This window comes from Acidimicrobiales bacterium (genome assembly GCA_035536915.1).
Taxonomy (GTDB): Bacteria; Actinomycetota; Acidimicrobiia; order Acidimicrobiales; family JAHWLA01; genus JAHWLA01.
The window spans coordinates 93599-113088 of sequence record DATLNE010000047.1 but is presented as its reverse complement, the minus strand read 5'-3'; the positions used below and the strand labels follow the sequence as shown (position 1 = coordinate 113088).

The 19490-nt window shown below is 70.5% G+C and carries 24 protein-coding genes; 5 read left to right on the top strand and 19 right to left on the bottom strand.

All coding sequences use genetic code 11. The features are described from left to right. Positions 1-69: 69 nt before the first annotated feature. From trpA to VM938_14790, 10 genes are all read right to left on the bottom strand, one after another. Complete coding sequence (trpA, locus tag VM938_14835) at positions 70-843, bottom strand: tryptophan synthase subunit alpha (protein ID HVF76309.1); 774 nt, start codon at positions 841-843, stop codon at positions 70-72. Beyond that, on the bottom strand, positions 840-2009 hold the full coding sequence (gene trpB, locus VM938_14830; protein ID HVF76308.1) for a tryptophan synthase subunit beta: 1170 nt from the start codon (positions 2007-2009) through the stop codon (positions 840-842). The genes trpA and trpB overlap by 4 nt, the downstream gene beginning before the upstream one ends. A 5-nt stretch (positions 2010-2014) precedes the next feature. Beyond that, positions 2015-2674 (bottom strand): phosphoribosylanthranilate isomerase, encoded by a 660-nt coding sequence (locus VM938_14825; protein ID HVF76307.1) that lies wholly within the window; start codon positions 2672-2674, stop codon positions 2015-2017. Beyond that, positions 2665-3444, bottom strand: a complete 780-nt coding sequence (gene trpC / locus VM938_14820; GenBank protein HVF76306.1) for an indole-3-glycerol phosphate synthase TrpC — start codon at positions 3442-3444, stop codon at positions 2665-2667. Before trpC ends, VM938_14825 begins: the two co-directional genes overlap by 10 nt. 28 nt (positions 3445-3472) lie before the next feature. Beyond that, positions 3473-4345 carry a hypothetical protein gene (locus VM938_14815; GenBank protein ID HVF76305.1) on the bottom strand — a complete coding sequence of 291 codons (873 nt, stop codon included), beginning with the start codon at positions 4343-4345 and terminating at the stop codon, positions 3473-3475. Beyond that, entirely contained in the window at positions 4342-5166 is an 825-nt protein-coding gene (locus tag VM938_14810; protein ID HVF76304.1) for a hypothetical protein, read from the bottom strand. The genes VM938_14815 and VM938_14810 overlap by 4 nt, the downstream gene beginning before the upstream one ends. A 4-nt stretch (positions 5167-5170) precedes the next feature. Further along, positions 5171-6679: an anthranilate synthase component I gene (trpE, locus tag VM938_14805; protein HVF76303.1), complete on the bottom strand. Its 1509-nt coding sequence runs from the start codon at positions 6677-6679 to the stop codon at positions 5171-5173. Continuing rightward, on the bottom strand, positions 6663-6989 hold the full coding sequence (gene hisI, locus VM938_14800; GenBank protein HVF76302.1) for a phosphoribosyl-AMP cyclohydrolase: 327 nt from the start codon (positions 6987-6989) through the stop codon (positions 6663-6665). The genes trpE and hisI overlap by 17 nt, the downstream gene beginning before the upstream one ends. Continuing rightward, on the bottom strand, positions 6986-7312 hold the full coding sequence (locus VM938_14795) for a co-chaperone GroES (GenBank protein HVF76301.1): 327 nt from the start codon (positions 7310-7312) through the stop codon (positions 6986-6988). Before VM938_14795 ends, hisI begins: the two co-directional genes overlap by 4 nt. Positions 7313-7396: 84 nt before the next feature. Then, the gene (locus VM938_14790; GenBank protein ID HVF76300.1) at positions 7397-8305 is read right to left on the bottom strand and encodes a cysteine synthase family protein; all 909 of its coding nucleotides are present in this window, start codon (positions 8303-8305) and stop codon (positions 7397-7399) included. A 112-nt stretch (positions 8306-8417) separates the two neighbouring features. On the opposite strand from VM938_14790, the gene VM938_14785 reads away from it, so the two are divergent. Next, complete coding sequence (locus VM938_14785; protein ID HVF76299.1) at positions 8418-9113, top strand: hypothetical protein; 696 nt, start codon at positions 8418-8420, stop codon at positions 9111-9113. Here VM938_14785 and hisF read toward each other — a convergent pair. The 6 genes from hisF to hisD are packed head-to-tail and all read right to left on the bottom strand — an operon-like array spanning position 9110 to position 14124. Beyond that, positions 9110-9868: an imidazole glycerol phosphate synthase subunit HisF gene (gene hisF / locus VM938_14780; GenBank protein ID HVF76298.1), complete on the bottom strand. Its 759-nt coding sequence runs from the start codon at positions 9866-9868 to the stop codon at positions 9110-9112. The genes VM938_14785 and hisF overlap by 4 nt on opposite strands. After that, positions 9850-10587 (bottom strand): 1-(5-phosphoribosyl)-5-[(5-phosphoribosylamino)methylideneamino]imidazole-4-carboxamide isomerase, encoded by a 738-nt coding sequence (gene hisA, locus VM938_14775; protein HVF76297.1) that lies wholly within the window; start codon positions 10585-10587, stop codon positions 9850-9852. Before hisA ends, hisF begins: the two co-directional genes overlap by 19 nt. Beyond that, positions 10588-11190 (bottom strand): imidazole glycerol phosphate synthase subunit HisH, encoded by a 603-nt coding sequence (hisH, locus tag VM938_14770; GenBank protein ID HVF76296.1) that lies wholly within the window; start codon positions 11188-11190, stop codon positions 10588-10590. Continuing rightward, positions 11187-11786, bottom strand: a complete 600-nt coding sequence (gene hisB, locus VM938_14765; protein ID HVF76295.1) for an imidazoleglycerol-phosphate dehydratase HisB — start codon at positions 11784-11786, stop codon at positions 11187-11189. The genes hisH and hisB overlap by 4 nt, the downstream gene beginning before the upstream one ends. Next, positions 11783-12844: a histidinol-phosphate transaminase gene (gene hisC, locus VM938_14760; protein ID HVF76294.1), complete on the bottom strand. Its 1062-nt coding sequence runs from the start codon at positions 12842-12844 to the stop codon at positions 11783-11785. The genes hisB and hisC overlap by 4 nt, the downstream gene beginning before the upstream one ends. Next, entirely contained in the window at positions 12832-14124 is a 1293-nt protein-coding gene (hisD, locus tag VM938_14755; GenBank protein HVF76293.1) for a histidinol dehydrogenase, read from the bottom strand. The genes hisC and hisD overlap by 13 nt, the downstream gene beginning before the upstream one ends. A gap of 60 nt (positions 14125-14184) precedes the next feature. On the opposite strand from hisD, the gene VM938_14750 reads away from it, so the two are divergent. From VM938_14750 to VM938_14740, 3 genes are all read left to right on the top strand, one after another. Further along, entirely contained in the window at positions 14185-14379 is a 195-nt protein-coding gene (locus VM938_14750) for a hypothetical protein (protein ID HVF76292.1), read from the top strand. A gap of 318 nt (positions 14380-14697) precedes the next feature. Continuing rightward, entirely contained in the window at positions 14698-15066 is a 369-nt protein-coding gene (locus tag VM938_14745; GenBank protein ID HVF76291.1) for a hypothetical protein, read from the top strand. 43 nt (positions 15067-15109) lie between these two features. Beyond that, on the top strand, positions 15110-15925 hold the full coding sequence (locus VM938_14740; GenBank protein HVF76290.1) for a hypothetical protein: 816 nt from the start codon (positions 15110-15112) through the stop codon (positions 15923-15925). Here VM938_14740 and VM938_14735 read toward each other — a convergent pair. Further along, complete coding sequence (locus tag VM938_14735; protein HVF76289.1) at positions 15909-16451, bottom strand: DinB family protein; 543 nt, start codon at positions 16449-16451, stop codon at positions 15909-15911. The two genes, VM938_14740 and VM938_14735, sit on opposite strands and share 17 nt — an antisense overlap. Beyond that, on the bottom strand, positions 16451-16822 hold the full coding sequence (locus VM938_14730; protein HVF76288.1) for a nuclear transport factor 2 family protein: 372 nt from the start codon (positions 16820-16822) through the stop codon (positions 16451-16453). Before VM938_14730 ends, VM938_14735 begins: the two co-directional genes overlap by 1 nt. 32 nt (positions 16823-16854) lie before the next feature. Between VM938_14730 and VM938_14725 the strand changes: the two genes are divergently transcribed. Further along, positions 16855-17421: a TIGR03086 family metal-binding protein gene (locus VM938_14725; protein HVF76287.1), complete on the top strand. Its 567-nt coding sequence runs from the start codon at positions 16855-16857 to the stop codon at positions 17419-17421. A 225-nt stretch (positions 17422-17646) separates the two neighbouring features. Here VM938_14725 and VM938_14720 read toward each other — a convergent pair whose 3' ends face one another. Then, entirely contained in the window at positions 17647-18972 is a 1326-nt protein-coding gene (locus tag VM938_14720; protein ID HVF76286.1) for a hypothetical protein, read from the bottom strand. Positions 18973-19490: the final 518 nt, after the last annotated feature.

The window sequence follows — 19490 nt, the reverse complement described above, 5'->3', positions numbered from 1 at the left end:
CCCCGAAGTTGCGTAGGAATCGCGCCGTTTTCCGGCGCGATTCCTACACAACCTCAGAACGGCCGGCGGTCACCCGGCGTCGAGCGCTCGGCGCATGGCCGCCACTGCGTCGCCGATCTGCTCGGGGGCGGCGCCGTCGAGCAGCAGCCGCATCAACGCCGACGCCACCACGACCCCGTCGGCTTCGGCCGCCGCTTCCACCGCTTGATCCGGGGTGGAGATGCCGAAGCCCACGATCACCGGCTTGTCGGTGACCGCCTTCATGCGCTTGGCCAGCACGCCGGCCGACTGGGCCACCGACTGGCGCTCGCCGGTGATGCCCATGACCGACACCGCGTAGACGAAGCCCTGCGAGCGGCGGCACAGCTCGGCCAGCCGGTCGTCGGGCGTGACCGGGGCGGCCAGCAGCACCGTTTCCACGGAGGCGTCGGCGGCCGCCCGGCCCCAGTCGTCGAGCTCCTCCAGCGCCACGTCGGGCACGATCGCCCCGCACACGCCATTGTCGGCCAGCGAACGGGCGAAGCGCCGGTGGCCGGTACGGAAGACGATGTTGTAGTACGTCATGGCCACCAAGGGGACGCCGACGTCGACGCCCCGCAGTTCACCGAGGATGCCCGCCGGGGTGGCGCCCAGTTCCAGCGCCCGCTGCGACGCCTCTTGGATGGTGGGGCCGTCCATGACCGGGTCGGAGAAGGGGATGCCTACTTCGATGGCGTCGGCACCGGCGTCGGCCATGGCCCGCAGTACCTCGGTCCACTGGTCGCCGAGGCCGCCGGTCACGTAGGGGACCAACAGCTTGCGCCCGGCGTCACGCCGCTCCCGCAGGTGGGCTTCGAGCTTCATGTGCGGGCGTCCAGCACCTTCATGACCTGCTCGGCGTCCTTGTCGCCCCGGCCCGACAGGGTGACCATGACCGTCGAGCCCGCGGGCAGTTCGTCGGTGCCCGCGGCCCGGATGACCCAGGCCACCGCGTGCGCCGATTCCAGTGCGGGGATGATGCCTTCGGTGCGGGCCAGCAACTGCAAGGCGTCGAGCACTTCGGCGTCGCCCGCGGCCACGTAGCGGGCCCGCCCGATCGACGACAGGTGGGCATGCTCGGGGCCGACGCCCGGGTAGTCGAGGCCCGCGGAGATCGAGTGCGCCTCCAAGACCTGGCCGTGCTCGTCCTGCAACAGGAACGACTTGGAGCCGTGCACCACGCCGGGCACGCCGTGGCCGATGGCGGCGCCGCCCTCGGGCTCCACGCCGATGAGCTTGGCGTTGGTGTCGACGAAGCCGGCAAAGGTGCCCGCGGCATTCGACCCGCCGCCCACGCACGCCACCACGTAGTCGGGGTCGGCGCCGTCGAGCACGGCCCGGCACTGCTCGCGGGCCTCCTCCCCCACCACCCGCTGGAGCTCGCGCACCATCCACGGGTAGGGGTGCGGCCCCATGACGGAACCAAGGCAGTAGTGGGTTGTCTCCACCGTCGCCACCCAGTCGCGCAGCGCCTCGTTGATGGCGTCCTTCAAGGTGCGGCTGCCCGACGACGCGGGCCGTACCTCGGCACCCAGCAAGTTCATGCGGAAGACGTTGAGGGCTTGGCGCTCGATGTCGACTTCACCCATGTAGACGACGCATTCGAGCCCGAACATGGCGCACGCGGTGGCGGTGGCCACGCCGTGCTGGCCCGCACCGGTCTCGGCCACCACGCGGGTCTTGCCCATGCGCTTGGTCAGCAGCGCTTGGCCGATGACGTTGTTGATCGTGTGCGACCCCGTGTGGGTCAGGTCCTCGCGCTTGAGCAGCACCCGCACGCCCAAGCGTTCCGACAACCGCGTGCACTCGGTAACCGGCGTCGGCCGGCCGCCGTAGTCGCGCAAGAGGCGGGCGTACTCGTCGCGAAAGGCATCGTCGGCCCACGCCTCGGTGAAGGCGGCCTCCAGCTCCAGGCAGGCGGGCACCAGCGACTCGGGCATGAAGCGCCCGCCGAACTCGCCGAAGCGCCCGTCGGCCGCAGGCGTGCCCATGAGCGTCACAGCGAGTCCTCCTGCCAGTCGTAGGGACCGTCGCCCGCGCCTTCGTAGGCCGGCGCTTCGGCCGCCTTGGCATTGGCCACGAAAGCCCGCACCTTGCGGGGGTCCTTGTGCCCCGGCGAGGCCTCGAGCCCCGACGCGGCGTCGACACCCCACGGGTGTACGCGCACGATGGCCTCGGCCACGTTGTCGGGGGTGAGGCCGCCCGCCAGCATCAGGCGGCAGCCGTCGGGCACGCCTTCGGCGAGCCGCCAGTCGAACACCTGGCCCGAACCGGGCGACGGCGCATCGAGCATCACGATGTCGGCCCCGTAGTCGAGGGCGTCGCGCACGGCGGCGTCTCCCGCTGCGAACACCTTGATGACCATGGGCACGCGGCGGCGGATCCACTTCGACTGCTCGGCGGTCTCACGCCCGTGCAACTGGGCGCCCTTCAACCCGGCGGCATTGACGATCTCCACCACCCGCTCGGGAGCGTGGTCGCGGAACACGCCCACGGTCACCACCTCAGGGGGCAGCCGCTTGACGATGTCGGCGGCCACCGACGGGGCGATCTGGCGCGTGGACGGGGCGAAGACGAAGCCCACGGCGTCGGCCCCCATGGCCACCGCCAACAGGGCGTCCTCTTCGCTGGTCGTGCCGCAGACCTTCACGAACACGACTGCAACCTCCGCACGGCGGCGGCCGGGTCGTCGCTGCGCACCAGCGTCTCGCCCACCAACACGGCGTCGTAGCCCGCATCGCGCAATCGCGCCGCGTCGGCCCCGTCGCGGATGCCCGACTCGGCCACCTTGACCACGCTGTCGGGGATGGCCTTCGCCACCCGCACGGCGCGGTCGGTGTCGACCTCGAAGGTGACCAGGTCGCGCTGGTTCACGCCCACGATCGAGGCGCCGGTGGCCAAGGCCCGCTCCACCTCACGCTCGTCGTGGGTCTCCACCAAGACGCTCAGGTGCAGTTCGGCGGCCAGCTCGGAGAACGCTCGCAGTTCGGCGTCGTCGAGGGCGGCCACGATCAGGAGCACGGCGTCGCCACCCATGAGGCGGGCGTCGCAGACATCGCGTTCGGAGACGGTGAAGTCCTTGCGCAACACCGGCAGGTCGACAGCGCTGCGGGCTTCGCCCAAGTCGGCCGGCGAGCCGCCGAAGAAGTCGACATCGGTGAGCACCGACAGGCATGCCGCCCCGCCCTCGGCGTACGACTTGGCCAGCAGCGACGGCACCAGGTCGACCGCCAGGTCGCCCTTCGACGGGGAACGGCGCTTGACCTCGGCCACCACCGACAAGCCCTCGCCGGCCAGCGCGCCCCGGAACGGCCGCACGTCGGCTCCGGTGGCCCGGGCCTCGTCGATCAGTCGCTCCAAGGGGCGCGTGTCGGCCCCGGCAGCCTCGCGGTGAGCGGCGACGATGCGATCGAGGTAGGTCGACACGGGAGATGCAGCCTACCGGCCGCGCCGGTCAGTCCTCCGGCTCGGTGGTGGGCGACGACGAGCTGGTCGACGAGGTCGGCCGCGTGGTGCCGGTCGGCTTGGTGGTCGTGGTCGACGACGAGGTGGTCGTCGGGGGCGGGACAACGCAGTCGGGCAGCTTCAACGGGAACGTGCCGTCGTCGCCCACGAACACCGACAACGGCTGCTGCCCGCCCCGTTGGCAGCGCACCCGCCACAACGCCCGCCCCGCCGAGTCGGTGAGCTGCACGGCGTTGCCGTCGATGCGCCAGTCGCCTTGCCCCACCAGCTCGACCCGCACGCCCGGCACCGGCACCGCTCGCACGATGCCCTTGGCGTCGACGGATTGCAGCGTCACCTGCACGAGCAGGTTGGCGGGCTCCCCCGTCACCGGCGGGTCAGGTGCCAGCGCGGAACCCACGTTCACGCCTTGGTAGCGCTCAACCCGCAAGGTGAGCGTCTTCGTCTCTGTCTCCTCCAGGAAGAACAGCTCCGGTTTCACCAGGGCCAGGTCGGGCGCCCGGAAAGCGCGGACCCGCCAGCGGCCGCCCTTGATGTTGGGCAAGGCAAATGTGCCGTCAGGCGCGGTGGGCAAGTCGAAGAAAGCAACTCCGTCGTCGACCAGCCGCTCGAAGTGCACGATGGCGCCGGGCACGGCACCGTCGGGAGCAGCCACCACGCCGTTGATGGTGGCTCGCCCTGGCGTGAGCGGGATGGTGCTGGTGACACGCCCCGGCACCTCCTTGAGCATGACGCCGCTGTAGTCGGGCACCGCCGTGGTCGACGGTCGCGGCTTGGTGGTGGGCGGGGCAGGCAAGGGCTTGACGCCGCCCGTCGAGCAGCCCGCCAGTGCGACGGCCAGCAGCAACGCAGCGCGCTTCACGGCACCAGGGGCAGCGGTCGCACCTCGGCGGGACTGCCGGCCACGGTTGCCGCCACAGGCGGCTCCACATCGCGACGGACGTAGGCCAACGCCACCGTGCCCACGACGCTGGTGAGCACGCCGGCTTCGGTGCCGTCGACCTCGACGGTGGCGCCCGGCTCAGCCGGTCCTTGGAGGACCACGCCGCGCAGGCGACGCGGCACGTTGCCGCCCCGCGAGTCGATGCGGGCCACCAGCTCCTGGCCGGTGTAACAGCCCTTGGTGAAGCTCACGGTGCGGTCGACGATGCCCGCCTCGGCAGGGATCGTCTTCTCCGTGAGCTCGGCGCCCATGGCGGGCCAGCCGTGCTCGATGCGCAGGCGCTCGTAGGCCCCGAGGTCGCACAGCGGCACGCCGTCGGGGACGGCGATATCGACCCCCAGGAGGTCGCCGCCCGTGCCGAAGGCGGGGACCGCCACCACGGCACCCTCGGGCTCGGTGCCGCGCACGGCCAGGCAGCGCCAGTCGCCCACCATCTCCAACTCCGCCTTCACCCGCAGCTTGAACCGGTTGAGCCGGGCCAGCACGGCCTCGCCGTGCCCGGCCTCGACGTCGAGGACCAGTTCGTCTTCGGCCGTGCGGGTCACCCGGAGCAGGGCGTCGACCTTGCCTTGGGGCTGCAACAGGAACGACCACGCCGAGCCCCCCACCGGCAACGCCGCCACGTCCTGGCTCAACTGGCCCTGGAGGAACGACACGGCGTCGGGTCCGACGGCCCGCAGCACGTCGCGAGGCAGCCACACCGCGCCGGTGCCGTCCCGGAGCGTCTCGTAATCGCCCATCAGGTCAACGATTGTGGCGCGCTGCGGTCATGCGCCGGGCCGCGGGCACGGCAGCGAGCAACGCGGCGGCCTTGTTGCGGCACTCCAGGTCTTCCGCCGCAGGGTCGCTGTCGACCACGATTCCGGCGCCCGCCTGCACCGAGGCCAGGCCGTCGGGGCGCACGAACATGGTGCGGATGGCGATGGCGGTGTCGACGTTGCCGGAGAAGTCGATGTAGCCGACGACGCCCGCGTACGGCCCCCGTTTCATCGGTTCGAGCTCGTCGATGATCTCCATGGCCCGCACCTTGGGCGCACCCGAGACGGTGCCCGCCGGGAGGGTGGCCCGCAAGACGTCGATGGGGCCAAGGCCCTGGCGCAACCGCCCTGTCACCTGCGAGGTCATGTGCATGACGTGGCTGTAGTGCTCCAGCGTCATGAGCTCGTCGACCTGCTCGGTGCCGAACTCGACCACCCGGCCCACGTCGTTGCGGGCCAGGTCGACGAGCATGACGTGCTCGGCGATCTCCTTGGGGTGCTCGCGCAACTCGGCCGCCATGCGACGGTCGTCTTCCTCGGTGCGACCCCGGCGGCGGGTGCCCGCGATGGGCCGGGAGATCACCGTGCCGTCGACCAGCTTCACCATGGGCTCGGGCGACGAGCCGATGACCGACAGCTCGGGATGGCGCATGAAGTACATGTAGGGCGACGGGTTGACCTGGCGCAGCGCCCGGTAGAAGTCGAACGGCAAGGCGTCGAGTTGCAGGTCGAAGCGCTGCGACAGCACCACCTGGAAGATGTCGCCCGCCAGGATGTACTCGCGGGCCGCTTCGACGGCACGGGCGTAGTCGTCGGGCGAGGTACAGCGGTGCACGTCGGCCAGCCCCTCCTCCCGGGTGGGGGGCTCCAACACCGGCTCGTCGAGCGGACGGGCGCCGTCGCGGGCCAAGCCGTCGAGCCGGGCCGCGGCCTCGTCGTAGGCGCGGTCGAGGTCGGCCTCGGTGGCGTCGTCGGGGATCCAGGCGTTGGCCACCAGCACCACCCGCTGTTGCCAGTGGTCGTAGGCCGCCAACTCGCTGATCACCGACAGCACGGCGTCGGGGTAGTTGCGGTCGTCGGGCGGCACGTTGGGCAGCCGCTCCACCTCGCGCACCACGTCGTAGCCGAGGTAGCCGACCACGCCGCTGTGCAGCGGCGGCAGCTCGGGCAACTGCGGCGCCCGGTAGCGGGCCAGCACGCCTTCGAGGGTGGCGAGGATGCCGCGGTCGAGGGGGATCGACGGGTGGACCGTGGCATCGACGGTCACCTGGTTGCCCCGCGCCGTGAACGTCACCGCCGGGCGGCGGCCGACGAACGACCACCGGCTCCAGCGTTCGCGCTCCACCGACTCCAGCAGGAAGCCGGGCTCGTCGCCCACCGTGCGCAGGAAGGCGGACACGGGCGTCGTCAGGTCGCCCACCACGTGGCGCCACAGGGGCACCACCGTGTGGTCGCGCGCCAGCGCCCGGAACTCCTCCCTACTGGGGCTCGTCACCGAAGGCGCGGTAGAAGCACGTGAACTCGCCGGTGTGGCAGGCCCCGCCGCCCACCTGCTCGACGAGGAAGAGGAGGGCGTCGCTGTCGCAGTCGTAGCGGGCTTCGACAACCTTTTGGATGTCGCCGCTGGTGTCGCCCTTGGCCCAGCGCTCCTGGCGCGACCGGCTCCAATAGACCATGCGGCCGGTGTCGAGGGTCTCCTGCAGGGTGGCCTCGTTCATCCACGCCAGCATGAGCACCTGGCCGGTGGCCTTGTCCTGGGCGATGGCGGGGACCAGCCCCTGTTCGTTGTACTTGATCGCTGTCATAGGTAGAGCCCCGTGCCTGATTCGATGCGTTCCGAGGCCACCGCGTGGATGTCGCGTTCGCGCAGGATGAGGTACTCCTCGCCTCGCACCTCGACCTCGTAACGGTCTTCGGGATTGAACAGCACGCGGTCCCCCGTCTTGATGTTGCGGACATGCGGCCCCACGGCCACCACCTCGGCCCACGCCAGGCGCTTCGACACCTGGGCGGTGGCGGGGATCAGGATGCCGGCACGCGACCGCCGCTCGCCTTCGGTTTGCGGGATCTGCACCAGCACCCGGTCGGCCAGCATGATGATCGGCTGCTTGAGGTCGTCAGGTGCCACCCCTGGCACGGTAGCGGCAGCGCCCCGCCAATCTCGAAGTTGCGTAGAAATCGCGCCGTTTTCCAGCGCGATCCCTACGCAACTTCAGTCGGCGCGCAGGTCGTCGAACAGCGAGGTCGAGAAGTACCGCTCCACGCGGTCGCACAAGACGGTGGCGACGTTGTGCCCCGGCCCCAGCCGTCGGGCCATAGCCCGGGCACCGGCCACGTTGAGCCCGCTCGACGGGCCGACGCCGAGGCCGCGGGCGCACAGTTCCCGCGCCGTGGCCACCGAGTCGGCGTCGGCTACCTCGATGTCGTCGTCGGCACCGATGCTCTCGGTGTCGAGCAGGCTGCTGAACCCTTCGACGATCCCCGGGATGCCGCCGCAGACCTCGGGTTGGCCCGCGAACGGCGCGCCGGGGCCGGGCAGCACCTGGGCGATGCGGGTGTCGAGTCCGGCCTCCCGCAGCGCGGCGCCGACGCCCATCAACGTGCCGCCGGTGCCGACGCCGGCCACGAAGCCGTGGATCGGACCGTCGACTTGGGACATGAGCTCGGGGGCGGTACCCAGGCGATGGGCCTCGGCGTTCAACGGGTTCTCGAACTGCCGGCACAGGAACACGGCGGGGTCGTCCTTGGCCATGCCGGCGGCGCGGTCGAGGGCGCCGAGCATGCCGTCGGCCAGCACGACCTCGGCGCCGTAGCGGCGGATCAACAGCACCCGTTCGTTGCTCACCGCGTCGGGCATGACCGCCACGAACCGCAGCCCGAGCACGGCACAGGCCATGGCCAGCGCGATCGACGTCGACCCGCTCGAAGCTTCGACCACCGTCGTCTGCTCGCCGATGGCCCCACGTGCCAACCCGTCACGCAAAACGGCCGCGGCCACCCGGTCCTTGGTCGAGCCGCTGGGCAGCGTGTACTCCAGCTTCAGCCACAACGTGCAGCCGGTCTCGTCGTCGGCCAACGGGACAGTGGGCGTCCGTTGCGCCATGCGGTCGAGCCAGTCCATCGGGCGAGCCTAACGACGCTCCCCCGCGGGCAACGCGCAACCCCAGTGGGTTCCCGCCCCGTTGACCCCTCGACGCGGCCACCTCGGGCGCGTCTATCCCCGGAGGCAACGAATGGTCCTGAACCGCACGAGACATCCGATAGCGAAGGTGGTCGCCGCCTTGGCCCTCGGCGCCGCAATGCTGCTCCCCGCGGCGGCGTCGAGCGCACCGCCGCCCCCGCACACGCCACTCATCACCGACCCGGTAGGCGACACCGGCTACTTCTGCCCGAGCAATGTCACCATCTTCGGCCTGCAGGCTCGCTGTGGCCGCGAGATCCCCACGTCGTCGGCGCCGTCGGCCGACATCGTGCAGGGTGACATCACACTGCAGAGCACGTCCCTGGTGTTCGACACGACAGTGGTCGACCTCGACGACCCCAGTGCTCACCCCGACTCGGCCACGTCGTTCTCGATGACCGCGGTCACCGGCAACGTCTCGATCAAGGTGAATGCCAGCCGCACGTTCCGGCAGGAACCGCCGTACGCCACCCTCGAGGTATCGAACCGATCGACCTTCCGGACGGTCACCACGCCGGCTACTGCCGTGTTCGACAACACGACGAACACCGTCAGTTGGACGGTGCCGTTGACTCGCCTCAACGAATCGGTAACCCATGTGTGCCCCGAGTGCCGCGAGTTGCAGCGCGGTAGCACGCTCACCGAGATCAGCGCGGCGACGACATACGAAGACCGATCCATGGTGCTGTCGGTCGGGGCATCCGACTCGGCCTACGCCAACCGCCCCTACACAATCGGCGACGACTAGGCCGGGCGGACGGTAACGCCGTGGGCCGCCAGGTGCTCCTTGGCCTGGCGCACGGTGAACTCGGCGAAGTGGAAGATCGACGCCGCCAGCACCGCATCCGCTTTGCCTGCTTCGGCACCCTCGACCAAGTGGTCGAGGGTGCCGACGCCGCCGCTGGCCACGATCGGCAGGTTGCACGCCTCGGCCACCGTGCGGGTCAACTCGATGTCGAAGCCGTCACGGGTGCCGTCACGGTCCATCGAGTTGAGGACGATCTCCCCCGCGCCCAACTGCTCGCACTCCACCGCCCACGACACGGCGTCGAGCCCGGTCGGCTTGCGCCCGCCGTGGGTGAAGACTTCGAAGCCGCCCGGCGAGCGGCGCACGTCGATGCCGACGACCACGCACTGGGCCCCGAACTCCGCCGACAGCTCGGCCACCAACTCGGGCCGCGACACCGCCGCGGTGTTGACGCTCACCTTGTCGGCGCCCACCCGCAACAGTTCCCGGGCGTCGTCGAGGGTGCGCACGCCGCCGCCCACCGTCAGGGGGATGAACACCTCTTCAGCGGTGCGGCGCACGACGTCGACCATCGTGCCCCGGGCGCTCGACGATGCCGTGATGTCGTAGAAGACGATCTCGTCTGCACCTTCGTCGTTGTACCGGGATGCCAACTCCACGGTGTCGCCCGCGTCGCGCAGGTTGAGGAAGTTCACGCCCTTCACCACGCGGCCGGCGTCGACGTCGAGGCACGGGATCACTCGGACGGAGCGCACGCGGCCACCCCCTCCTCCACGGCGAACACGCCTTCGTAGATGGCCTTGCCGACGATGGCGCCCGCCAGCCGGCGGCCCTCGACCGAGACGGCCGCCAGCGTCCGCAGGTCGTCGAGCGAGCCCACGCCACCGGAGGCCACCACGTCGACCGTCGTGCGCGCCAGCACCTCGGTGAGGCCACGCACGTCGGGGCCGCTCAACATGCCGTCGCGGGCGATGTCGGTGACCACGAAGGCGGCCACGCCTGCGTCTTCGAACTGGGCCACGGCGTCGAGGATCGTCACGCCCGACCCCTCGGTCCACCCCCGCAGTGCGGCCTCGCCGGCGCGGCCGTCGAGCCCCACCACGACGCAACCCGGGTGGCGCCCGGCCAAGCGGCGGACGAGGGCGGGCTGTTCGAGGGCGGCGGTGCCGATCACCACTCGCCGCACGCCGGTGTCGAGCAACGCCTCGGCCGAGAACTCGTCGCGCACGCCGCCGCCCGTCTGCACCGGCACCGACACGGCGGCAGCGATAGCGGCCACCACGTCGCGGTTCTCGGGCTTGCCCGTGCGCGCCGCGTCGAGGTCGACGACGTGCACCCACGGCGCCCCTGCCGCCTCGAACTCCTTGGCCATGGCCACAGGGTCGCCGCCGTAGACGGTCTCGCGGGCGTAGTCGCCCTGCAGCAGGCGCACGCACTTGCCGTCGCGCAGGTCGATGGCCGGGAACAGGTCCACCTACGCCGCCAGCTTCACGAAGTTCTGCAGGATGGCCAGGCCGGTGTCGCCCGACTTCTCGGGGTGGAACTGCGTGGCCATGACGTTGCCGCGTTCCACCGCGGCCACCACCGAGCCGCCGTAGTCGCAGGTGGCCACCACGTCGTCGGTGGCGTCGGCCGCATAGGAGTGGACGAAGTAGGCCCACGGCTCGGCACCGAGCCCGTCGATCAGCTTGGAGCCGCCGCCCACCGGCTGCAGCACGTTCCACTGCATCTGCGGTCGCTTCACCCCGTCGGGCAGGCGCCGCACCATGGCCGGGATCACGGCCAGGCCGCGCACCTCGGGGTTCTCCTCCGAGGCCTCGTAGAGCATCTGCATGCCCACGCAGATGCCGAGGAACGGGGTGCCCGCAGCGACGGCATCGAGGGCCACGCAGTCGAGGCCCGAAGCCCGCAGCGCCTCCATGCAGCGGCCGAACGCGCCCACGCCGGGCAGCACCACCGCGCTCGCCCCGTCGGCTTCGGCGGCCGTGGTGACCAGGCGGGCGTCGCCGCCTGCTTTCTGCAGCGCCTTCTCGGCCGAGCGCAGGTTGCCGATGCCGTAGTCGAGGACGGCGATCACAACGTGCCCTTGGTCGACGGTATGTCGGTGCCCTCCACCCGCACGGCATCGCGCAGCGCCCGAGCCACGCCCTTGAACGAGGCTTCGAGGATGTGGTGGGTGTTGCGCCCGCTGCGCAAGCGCAGGTGCAACGTCATCGACGACGCCGTGGCGAACGACTGCCAGAAGTGCTCGGCCATCTGCGGGTCGAACGGCGGTGTGCCCAGGTCGCGCGAGTCGGCGGGCAGCTCCACCTCGTAGTGGATGAAGGGCCGCCCCGACAGGTCGAGGGCCACGTCGACGAGGGCTTCGTCGAGCGGCAGCGACACCGAGGCGAAGCGGCGGATGCCCGCCTTGTCGCCCAGCGCTTCGCGCAGCACCTCGCCCAGGGCGATGGCGACGTCTTCCACCGTGTGGTGCTGGTCGACTTCGAGGTCGCCCTTGGCGACCACCGTGAGGTCGAAGCCGCCGTGCCGACCGAGCTGCGAGAGCATGTGGTCGAAGAACGGCAGCCCGGTGTCGACCACCGCTTGGCCGGTGCCGTCGAGGTCGAGGCTGACGTCGATCGTGGTCTCTTTGGTCGCACGCGACCGGCTGGCAACTCGGGGGCTCGTCACAGGACCTCGCTCAGGGCTGCGAGGAAGGCGTCGTCTTCCTCGGGGGTGCCGATGGTGACGCGGAGGCAGCCGTCGAGGCGGGGCCACGTCGAACAGTTGCGTACGAGCACGGAGCGCTCGACCAACGCTTGCCACACGTCGCCGCCCGCCCGCGTCGTGGGGCGGAACAAGATGAAGTTGGCCTCCGACGGCCACGTCTCGACAGGCAGGCCGGCCAAGGCGGCGGCCACCCGTTGGCGCTCGTCGACCAGTGCCTTCACGCGCGCCTCCATCTCGCTGCGGTAGCGCAGGGCGAGGCGGCCTGCCGCTTGCTTCACGGCGTCGAGGTGGTAGGGCAGGATCACGCGCTCCAAGCCTTCGACCACCGATGCCGGGGCCACGACATAGCCGAGGCGGGCGGCGGCCATCGACCACGTCTTGGAGAAGGTGCGCACGACGACGACGGGCGAGTCGTCGGCCACCAGGTCGAGGGCCGACCAGCTGGCGAACTGCCCGTAGGCCTCGTCGACCACGGTCAGCCCGGGGGCACGCTCGACGACTTCACGCACCACCGCTTCGGGTTCGACCCGGCCCGTGGGGTTGTTGGGCGAGCACAGGAACGTCAGCTCGGGCGCGGCGTCGTCGAGCAGGCGACCCACGGCGTCGAGGTCGAGGGTGAAGTCGTGGTTGCGCTCGCCCTCGACCACCTCGGTGGCGGTGACCCGGGCGATGTGGGAGTGCAGCGCGTAGGTGGGCTCGAACACCGCAGCGCGCCGGCCAGGTCCGCCGAAGGCGAGGAACAGCGCCTGCAGCACCTCGTTGGACCCGTTGCCCACGAAGACCTGCTCGGGCCGTACGTCGTGCAGCTCGGCCAGGCCCTCCCGCAAGGCACGGGCGGAGCGGTCGGGGTAGCGGTGGAACGGGATGGTCGCCACCATCTCGCGCAAGTCGTCGCGCCAGGCGGCGGGCGGCGGGTAGGGCGATTCGTTGGTGTTGAGGCGGACGTCGACGGCGACTTGCGGGGAGTGGTAGCCCTCACCGAGGCCGAGGTCGTCGCGCAGGGGGATCAGGGCGCCCATCGGATGCGCACCGATTCGGCATGGGCGGCCAGTCCTTCGGCCTCGGCGATGGCCGCGACGTGGGGCGCCAGGCGCGCGAGCGTCTGTTCGTCGAGCGACACCACGTGTACGTACTTGCAGAAGTCGTCGACCCGCAGGGCACCGCCGAAGCGGGCCGAGCCGTAGGTGGGCAGCACGTGGCTCGGCCCGGCGATGTAGTCGCCCACGCTGGCGGGCGCGTAGTGCCCGAGGAACACCGCGCCTGCGTGGCGCACCAGCGGCACCAGGGCCTCGGGGTCGGCCACGAGCAGTTCGAGGTGCTCGGGCGCCACTGCATTAGAGACGGCGATGGCCTGCTCGGGGCTGTCGACGATTACCGCGTAGCCGCCGTCCGACAAGGTCGATTCGATCTCCTGGCGCCGGGGCGACGCAGCCACCATGCGGGCCACGGCCTCGCTCACGCGGTCGGCCACGTCCTCCGACCACGTCACCAACCATGCCAGGCCGTCAGGGCCGTGCTCGGCCTGCACGATCACGTCGACGGCGGCGAAATCGACCGGCGTGGTCTCGTCGGCCACCACCACGACCTCCGACGGCCCGGCGAAGGCGGACGGCACGCCGACGAGCCCTTCGTTGGCGACCTCCCGCTTGGCCACCGACACGTAGATGTTGCCCGGGCCGACGATGACGTCGACAGGGCGGATGGTCTCGGTGCCGTAAGCCATGGCGGCCACGGCCTGGGCGCCGCCCACGCTGTACACCTCGTCGACGCCCGCCAGGGCGGCAGCGGCCAGGGTGGCGGCGGGCACGGTGCCGTCGGGGCCCGGCGGCACGCACAGGACGACTTCCCCGACGCCCGCCACCCGGGCCGGGATGGCGGTCATCAGCACGGTCGACGGATAGAGCGCCCGCCCGCCCGGCACATAAAGGCCCGCCCGCTCCACCGGCACCCGGATCTCGCGCACGGTGACGCCCTCGCGCTCATGGGCCACCGGCTCGTGAAGCTGCTCGCGGTGGTAGGCGAGGATCGAGGCGCGGGCCGCCTCGAGCGCCTCGCGCAGGAGGGGCGGGATGGCGGCGAGCGCCTCTTCCAGGTCGGCCTGGGGGACGCGGAACGATGCCGGCGTCACCCCGTCGAAGCGCTCGGTGTACTCGCGCAGGGCGGCGTCGCCCCGGGCCCGCACGTCGGCGAGGATGGCCTGCACCGCTGCCACCGGCGGCTCCTTGGCCGCCTCGGGGCGCGGCAACGACGCGCGCAGGTCGCCTGCGGGGATGCCGCGGAGGTCGAGACGCTTCAACATCGAGCCCTCGATGCTACAGGCCGGGTGTGAAGACGCCCCGGGGCGAGCGATGATCGGGGGATGGACCCCGCCGCCGCCGAGCTCTCCTCCCTCGCCACCGCCCTCGAGGAACTCACTTCCCGCCTCACCGGGCTCGCCGACGGCTTCATGCGCGCCCGCCGGGAGGACATCGGGGCGGAGATCTTCGCGGTGGAGCGCCTGCTCGACACCGCCCGCCGCCGCCTCGACAAGGTGGTCGACACCGTCAGCGCCTGAGGCCGCCAACCCCGGCACTTCCTCTGTAGACTTATAGGATGCAACGGAGGGGGAACAGCGCCTGTATCGCCGCGGCCACGCCCGCCACCACCTCCCCCTCCTTTGCTGACACACCCCCTAATTACAATGGTGTCATTCGCCCTCGGCCCGGCCCGCCGAGCGGCTCGCGGGGAGTGCCCCCGCCCCTGGATCGTCGGTCCGTGCCCGCTTCTCGGGCGCCAAACCGATCTGAGAGAGCGTCTTCGTTTTCCCCCAAGGAGCGGCAATGACCCCCACCGCGATGCACCCCCGACCCGCCTCCGTCCCCGGAGGCCGGGCATGACCACCAACCACGAAACCCGGTCCGTCTCCGTCAACCGAATCGAGATCGTCGATGCGGGCGGCCGTGTCCGGCTCGTCCTCGGCGACATCGGCAACCCCGAACGCCCCGGCGAGGTCTTCGGCGTCGCCCTGCTCGACGACGACGGCCACCAACGCGCCTGGCTGGCCCTCGACCACCACGGCCCCGTCCTCGGGCTCGACCGCAACGGCAACGCCGTGCTGGAACTCGGCGTCGACGACGGCGTCGGCGAAGTCGTCCGCAGCGGCCCCTACTTCCACCTCGGCGACGCCGACGGCCGGCCCGTCGTCGGCTGGCAGGTCGACGACGACGGCGTCGTCATCTCCCGCGCCGGGCCAGGTTCCTGACGACTCTGCGTTGCATCGGCGAGGTGGCGGGTAAGCAGAGTGCATGCCACGGCGGCCCGCCCCTCGCCAGTCCGTCGCGTTCGACGACGCCCTCGATGCCTTGTTCGAGGGCGTCGTCGACGACTTCATCGCCCGTCGCGACGCGTTGGCCAAGGAGTTGCGAGCCGACGGGCGACGGGAGGACGCCGCGCGGGTCAAGTCCATCCGGCGCCCCAGCGTGGCCGCGTGGGCGGTGAACCACGTCGCCCGACGGCGGCGCGACGACGTCGCCCGCCTGGCCGCACTGGGTGATCAGCTGCGGAAGGCACAAGACGAGGCCGTGGCCCGGGGCGAGCGATCCAGTCGGCTTCGCGACCTCGGCGCGCAGCGCCGCAGCCTGGTCGGCGAGCTGGCCGACGCCGCCTTCGACGTCCTGCGCGACCGCGGCGTCGCCTCCGAAAGCCACCGCGACGACATCGCCGCCACCTTCGAGGCCGTGGCCGCCGACCCCGATGCGGCCACCAAGGTCCTGGCGGGCCGGCTGACGCGCGCCCTCGAAGCGCCCATCGGCTTCGGTGCCTCGGAAGGCGTGGTCGTGTCGATGGGCGACGACACGACCAAGCGCACGCCGTCCGCCAAGCCGCGGGCGGGCGGAGGCCGCACCCCTCGTGTGCACGTGCTCGACGCCGCCGAGGTGCGCAAGGCCCGAGCCCGGGCGGCGCGGGCCGCCGAGGCGTGGGAGACGGCCGAACGCGAGGTGGCCCGGTTGGAGCAGGCGCTCACGGTGGCACGCCAAGAAGCGGCGCAGGCCCGTGACGCCGCGGCGCGAGCCGAGGCCGCTGCGGCTGCCGCCGAGTCGGCCGTCAGCCGCTCCGGCTAGGTGTACTCGGCCACAGGTCACGCAGCAGCGCTGCCTCGGCCAGATGGTGGATGAGCTCGCGGTTCGTCCACCACACGATGGCGATGAACGGCAGTGTCGGGTCGAAGCCATGGGGGAAGCGGCCGAAGCCGACCGTGTCCATCTGCTCCTCGGTCAGCCCACCCAGGCTCTGGCGCCAACGAGCCAGCTCGGCCCACAGCCGTTCGACGCCTTCGGCCGCCGTGGGGGCCAGTTCGACCACGGGGTCGCGGTACGCACCGAAGGTCCACTCCCACCGTTCGGCGAAGCCCTGCTGCAAGTGGGCCAGCCGCCAAGCGATCGTCGTCAACGGGGTCGGGTCGGGCGGCGGGCGCTCCACCTGGAGCTCCCAGCGCCCGGCGGCGCCTTGGCGGATCGACCACGCGCCAGGCGCAGGCTCCCACAGGAACTCCTCGTCGGTGAGCCCGTGCAGCCGGTCACGCCCCATCTCCGCGGAGGTGTCGAACTGGTCGAGCAGCAACCCCAGGCGATCGGTGCGAACGTCCATCAGAACGGCAGTCTCGCGTCGTCGAAGGTGGGGATGCCCCACCCCTCCACGATCAGGCCGTCGACCACCCGGTAGACCATGAGGCCCGATGCCGGTCCTTCTGCTCGGCCGTGGCGCGACTCGAGGTGCACGACGACGCCCTCGTCACCGTGGGCACGGAAGTCGGTGAACTCCACGGCGTAGTCGGGGTGGTCGGCGAACCACGTGGCCAACATCGCCAGGTACGCGTCGGGTGCATAGTCACCGGCCAGGTCGTGGGTACCGACGACGTGCCACACCGCTGAATCCGCCCAGTACGGCCGGGCCGCACCGAAGTCGCGCTCCCCGAGCGCTCCGAAGAACCGAGCCACGACGTCCCCGGCACCTGCCATGCCTGCCACAAATGAAGCGTTGCACAACTAGCGTGCAAACCATCGCCAACGAGATCGCAGACCGCTACCGACGCATCGCCGCCACCTTCACGCAGCGGGCCAGAGAGGTTCCCCACGACGCATGGGGCTCACCAGCGCCGTGCGAAGGCTGGGTGGCGCGCGATGTCGTGCGCCACATGGTCGAGTGGATGCCCGCGTTCCTCGCGGCCGCAGGCGGACCCGCCCTTCCGGAGGGACCGTCGGTCGACGACGACCCCGTAGGCGCGTGGACGACCATGAGCGACGGGATCCAGGCTCTGCTCGACGATCCTGCGGCGATCGCTCGTGAGGTCAACCATCCCCGAGCCGGCAGCCACGCGCTCGGCAACGCCGTCGACATGTTCTTCACGGGTGACGTCCTCGTGCACACGTGGGACCTGGCGCGGGCGACGGGCCTCGACGAACGGCTCGACCCCGACGAAGTCAGGCGCATGCTCAGCGGGATTGAGCCGATCGACGACGTCCTGCGAACCAGTGGCCACTACGGCGCCAAGGTCGAGATACCGCCGGGAGCGGACGACCAGACCCGCCTGATCGCGTTCACCGGCCGCCGCCCGTAGCGATCAGGGTCGCCCCGGGAACCACCCGCCCGCAGGCCCTGTGGCGTGCGGGCGCGTACCTGCACCCTCAACAGGATTCGACAACAATTCCTAGTGAGCTGAGGACCGACAGCAACCACAAACGAGCACGACCGAATCGCTCTACCGGCCTGTCACGCCGAGACACCAGGTGGCCTGTGCTGCCGTGCTGCGGCTTCCCTCTCGGCCAAGAGTGTCTTGTTGGCTCTAGTAGGGCTGGAACTTCGCGGCAGACGTCACCGCGTTAGCGGTAGCTGGCAGGGGGGACCGAATCGTTCCGTCCGTCTGATGTATCAGGAGCGCGCCCGGCACTCGCAACGCCAGCACGTTGGGGGACGCATCGCTCGACGTCGAGTCGAAAACGACTTCGCCGACGACACACGGTTTCCCGGCATCTCGAGCCTGGCGATCAACGGCCTCGACGACCCAGACCAGGCGGGAGAGCCTCGCAAGCCGCAGCTCGCGGATCGACTCGGCGTCCAGCCCGCGGGCTATTGCGCGCTCTTTGAAGTGCGACGCGTTCATGGCAGTCGTGCGGAAGGTCAGTGAGTGGGCCTGCCGAAGAGGTGCGAACGTTCCGGTTCCTTCAAGAGCGTCGTACCGGAGCAACAGCTCCCGCCCGAAACGCTCGGCGGCCTCGGGAAGAAGCCACAGCTTGTCCGGCACAGGAGCAAGCAAAAGCTGCCACGGCGAGTAGGCATCGCCGGTGGCCGTGTCTGTGTCGTTGAGGATGTCATCGACTTCGAGATATGGGCCCCGTTGGTCGTCGTGGCGAACGAACTTGATCCACTGCTCGCCGGCGCGATCCGTCCTCTGGTAGCCGACGATGACAAACGCGTGCTCGTGCGTGCCCACGAGGACGGGGTAGGAGCTGTTTAGGAAGCGGCACAAGACGGCCACCGCCCTCGTGTCCCATGTCCCGGGGTCGTCATTGAGCCCGTGCGGGGGCACGGGCGGCTCTTGGCCGGACTCGGGCAGGTACCCCATCCTGTAGTGAATCGGGGGAAGGTCGAAGTCGCGCATCAGGTTGCTCAGTTGCAGACCCGTCAAACCTTGAGACGGAAGGGGGCGGCCTTCGGCGACGCTCGCATCGGCAAGCAGGCTGAAGTCGGCCATTGGACGCCTCATGACATCGCCTCGAAGATGGCCGGTGTAGTGGCAGATCCATGCGGCTACGTGAGCGCAGCGGCCGAACTGCGTGTCCTGCTGGGCGAATGGCACACCCGTCACCTGCAGGGGCTGACCGAAAAGACTGACCGTGTCTGTGACCGCTGCGTGTACCGCGTCGCGCAACTCCGGAGGAGGGGCAAGTACCGTCCGTCCAACGCGGCCCAGAGGGCTCGGTCGGAGGATCATGTACCCGAGGTAACCACGGGTCGCCTCGGCCGAGAGAGAGACGAGATCTTCGACGGCGATGTCGCCTTGAAAGAAGTGCAGCCGGTGCGTGGTATCGGGGATCTCGGAAAAGGTCTTCGAGAAGAACGCCGAGTATTCGCTTCGGTAATCAACGTCGAGATACCGGGTCTCGATCACGACCGTACGGGCGCCTCCGGACCGGGCGACCTCCAAACACCGTGCGAGTGGCCGTCCAACGAGGTTTGGTTCGTACCTACTGCGAAGGTGGTCCCAGTCGCCCGGCGCGACAAGTTGAACGACGTCGGCGGGGTCCGGGTCGTCCCAGGCCACGTCGTCCTAGCTGAGTCTCAGGGTGCTTGATGACGCCTCGGCCTGTCGGCGGCGCTGGGCCATGTCCGAAAGGTCGCTGTGCAAGACCTTGCGTTGTCTCGGCGTCAGGAGCTGGTCCACAGAACGGATCGTCTTGCCCCCGGCCTTGCTGCTGGCCTTTGGCAACACGCTCCCGGACGCCCCACGGACGGCCTTCACGGCCTTCGTGCTCACTTTCGGAGATACGGCCTTACCCGTCGATGCCGAGCGCTTCGCCACTTTCACAACGTACCTCCTTTGTTCAAGCAGCTCGCGGAATCGGATCGGGCAGTCGCTACCGGCGGAGACTCCTTCCGCATCGAGGGCACCGCACTCCCGTAGGTGAC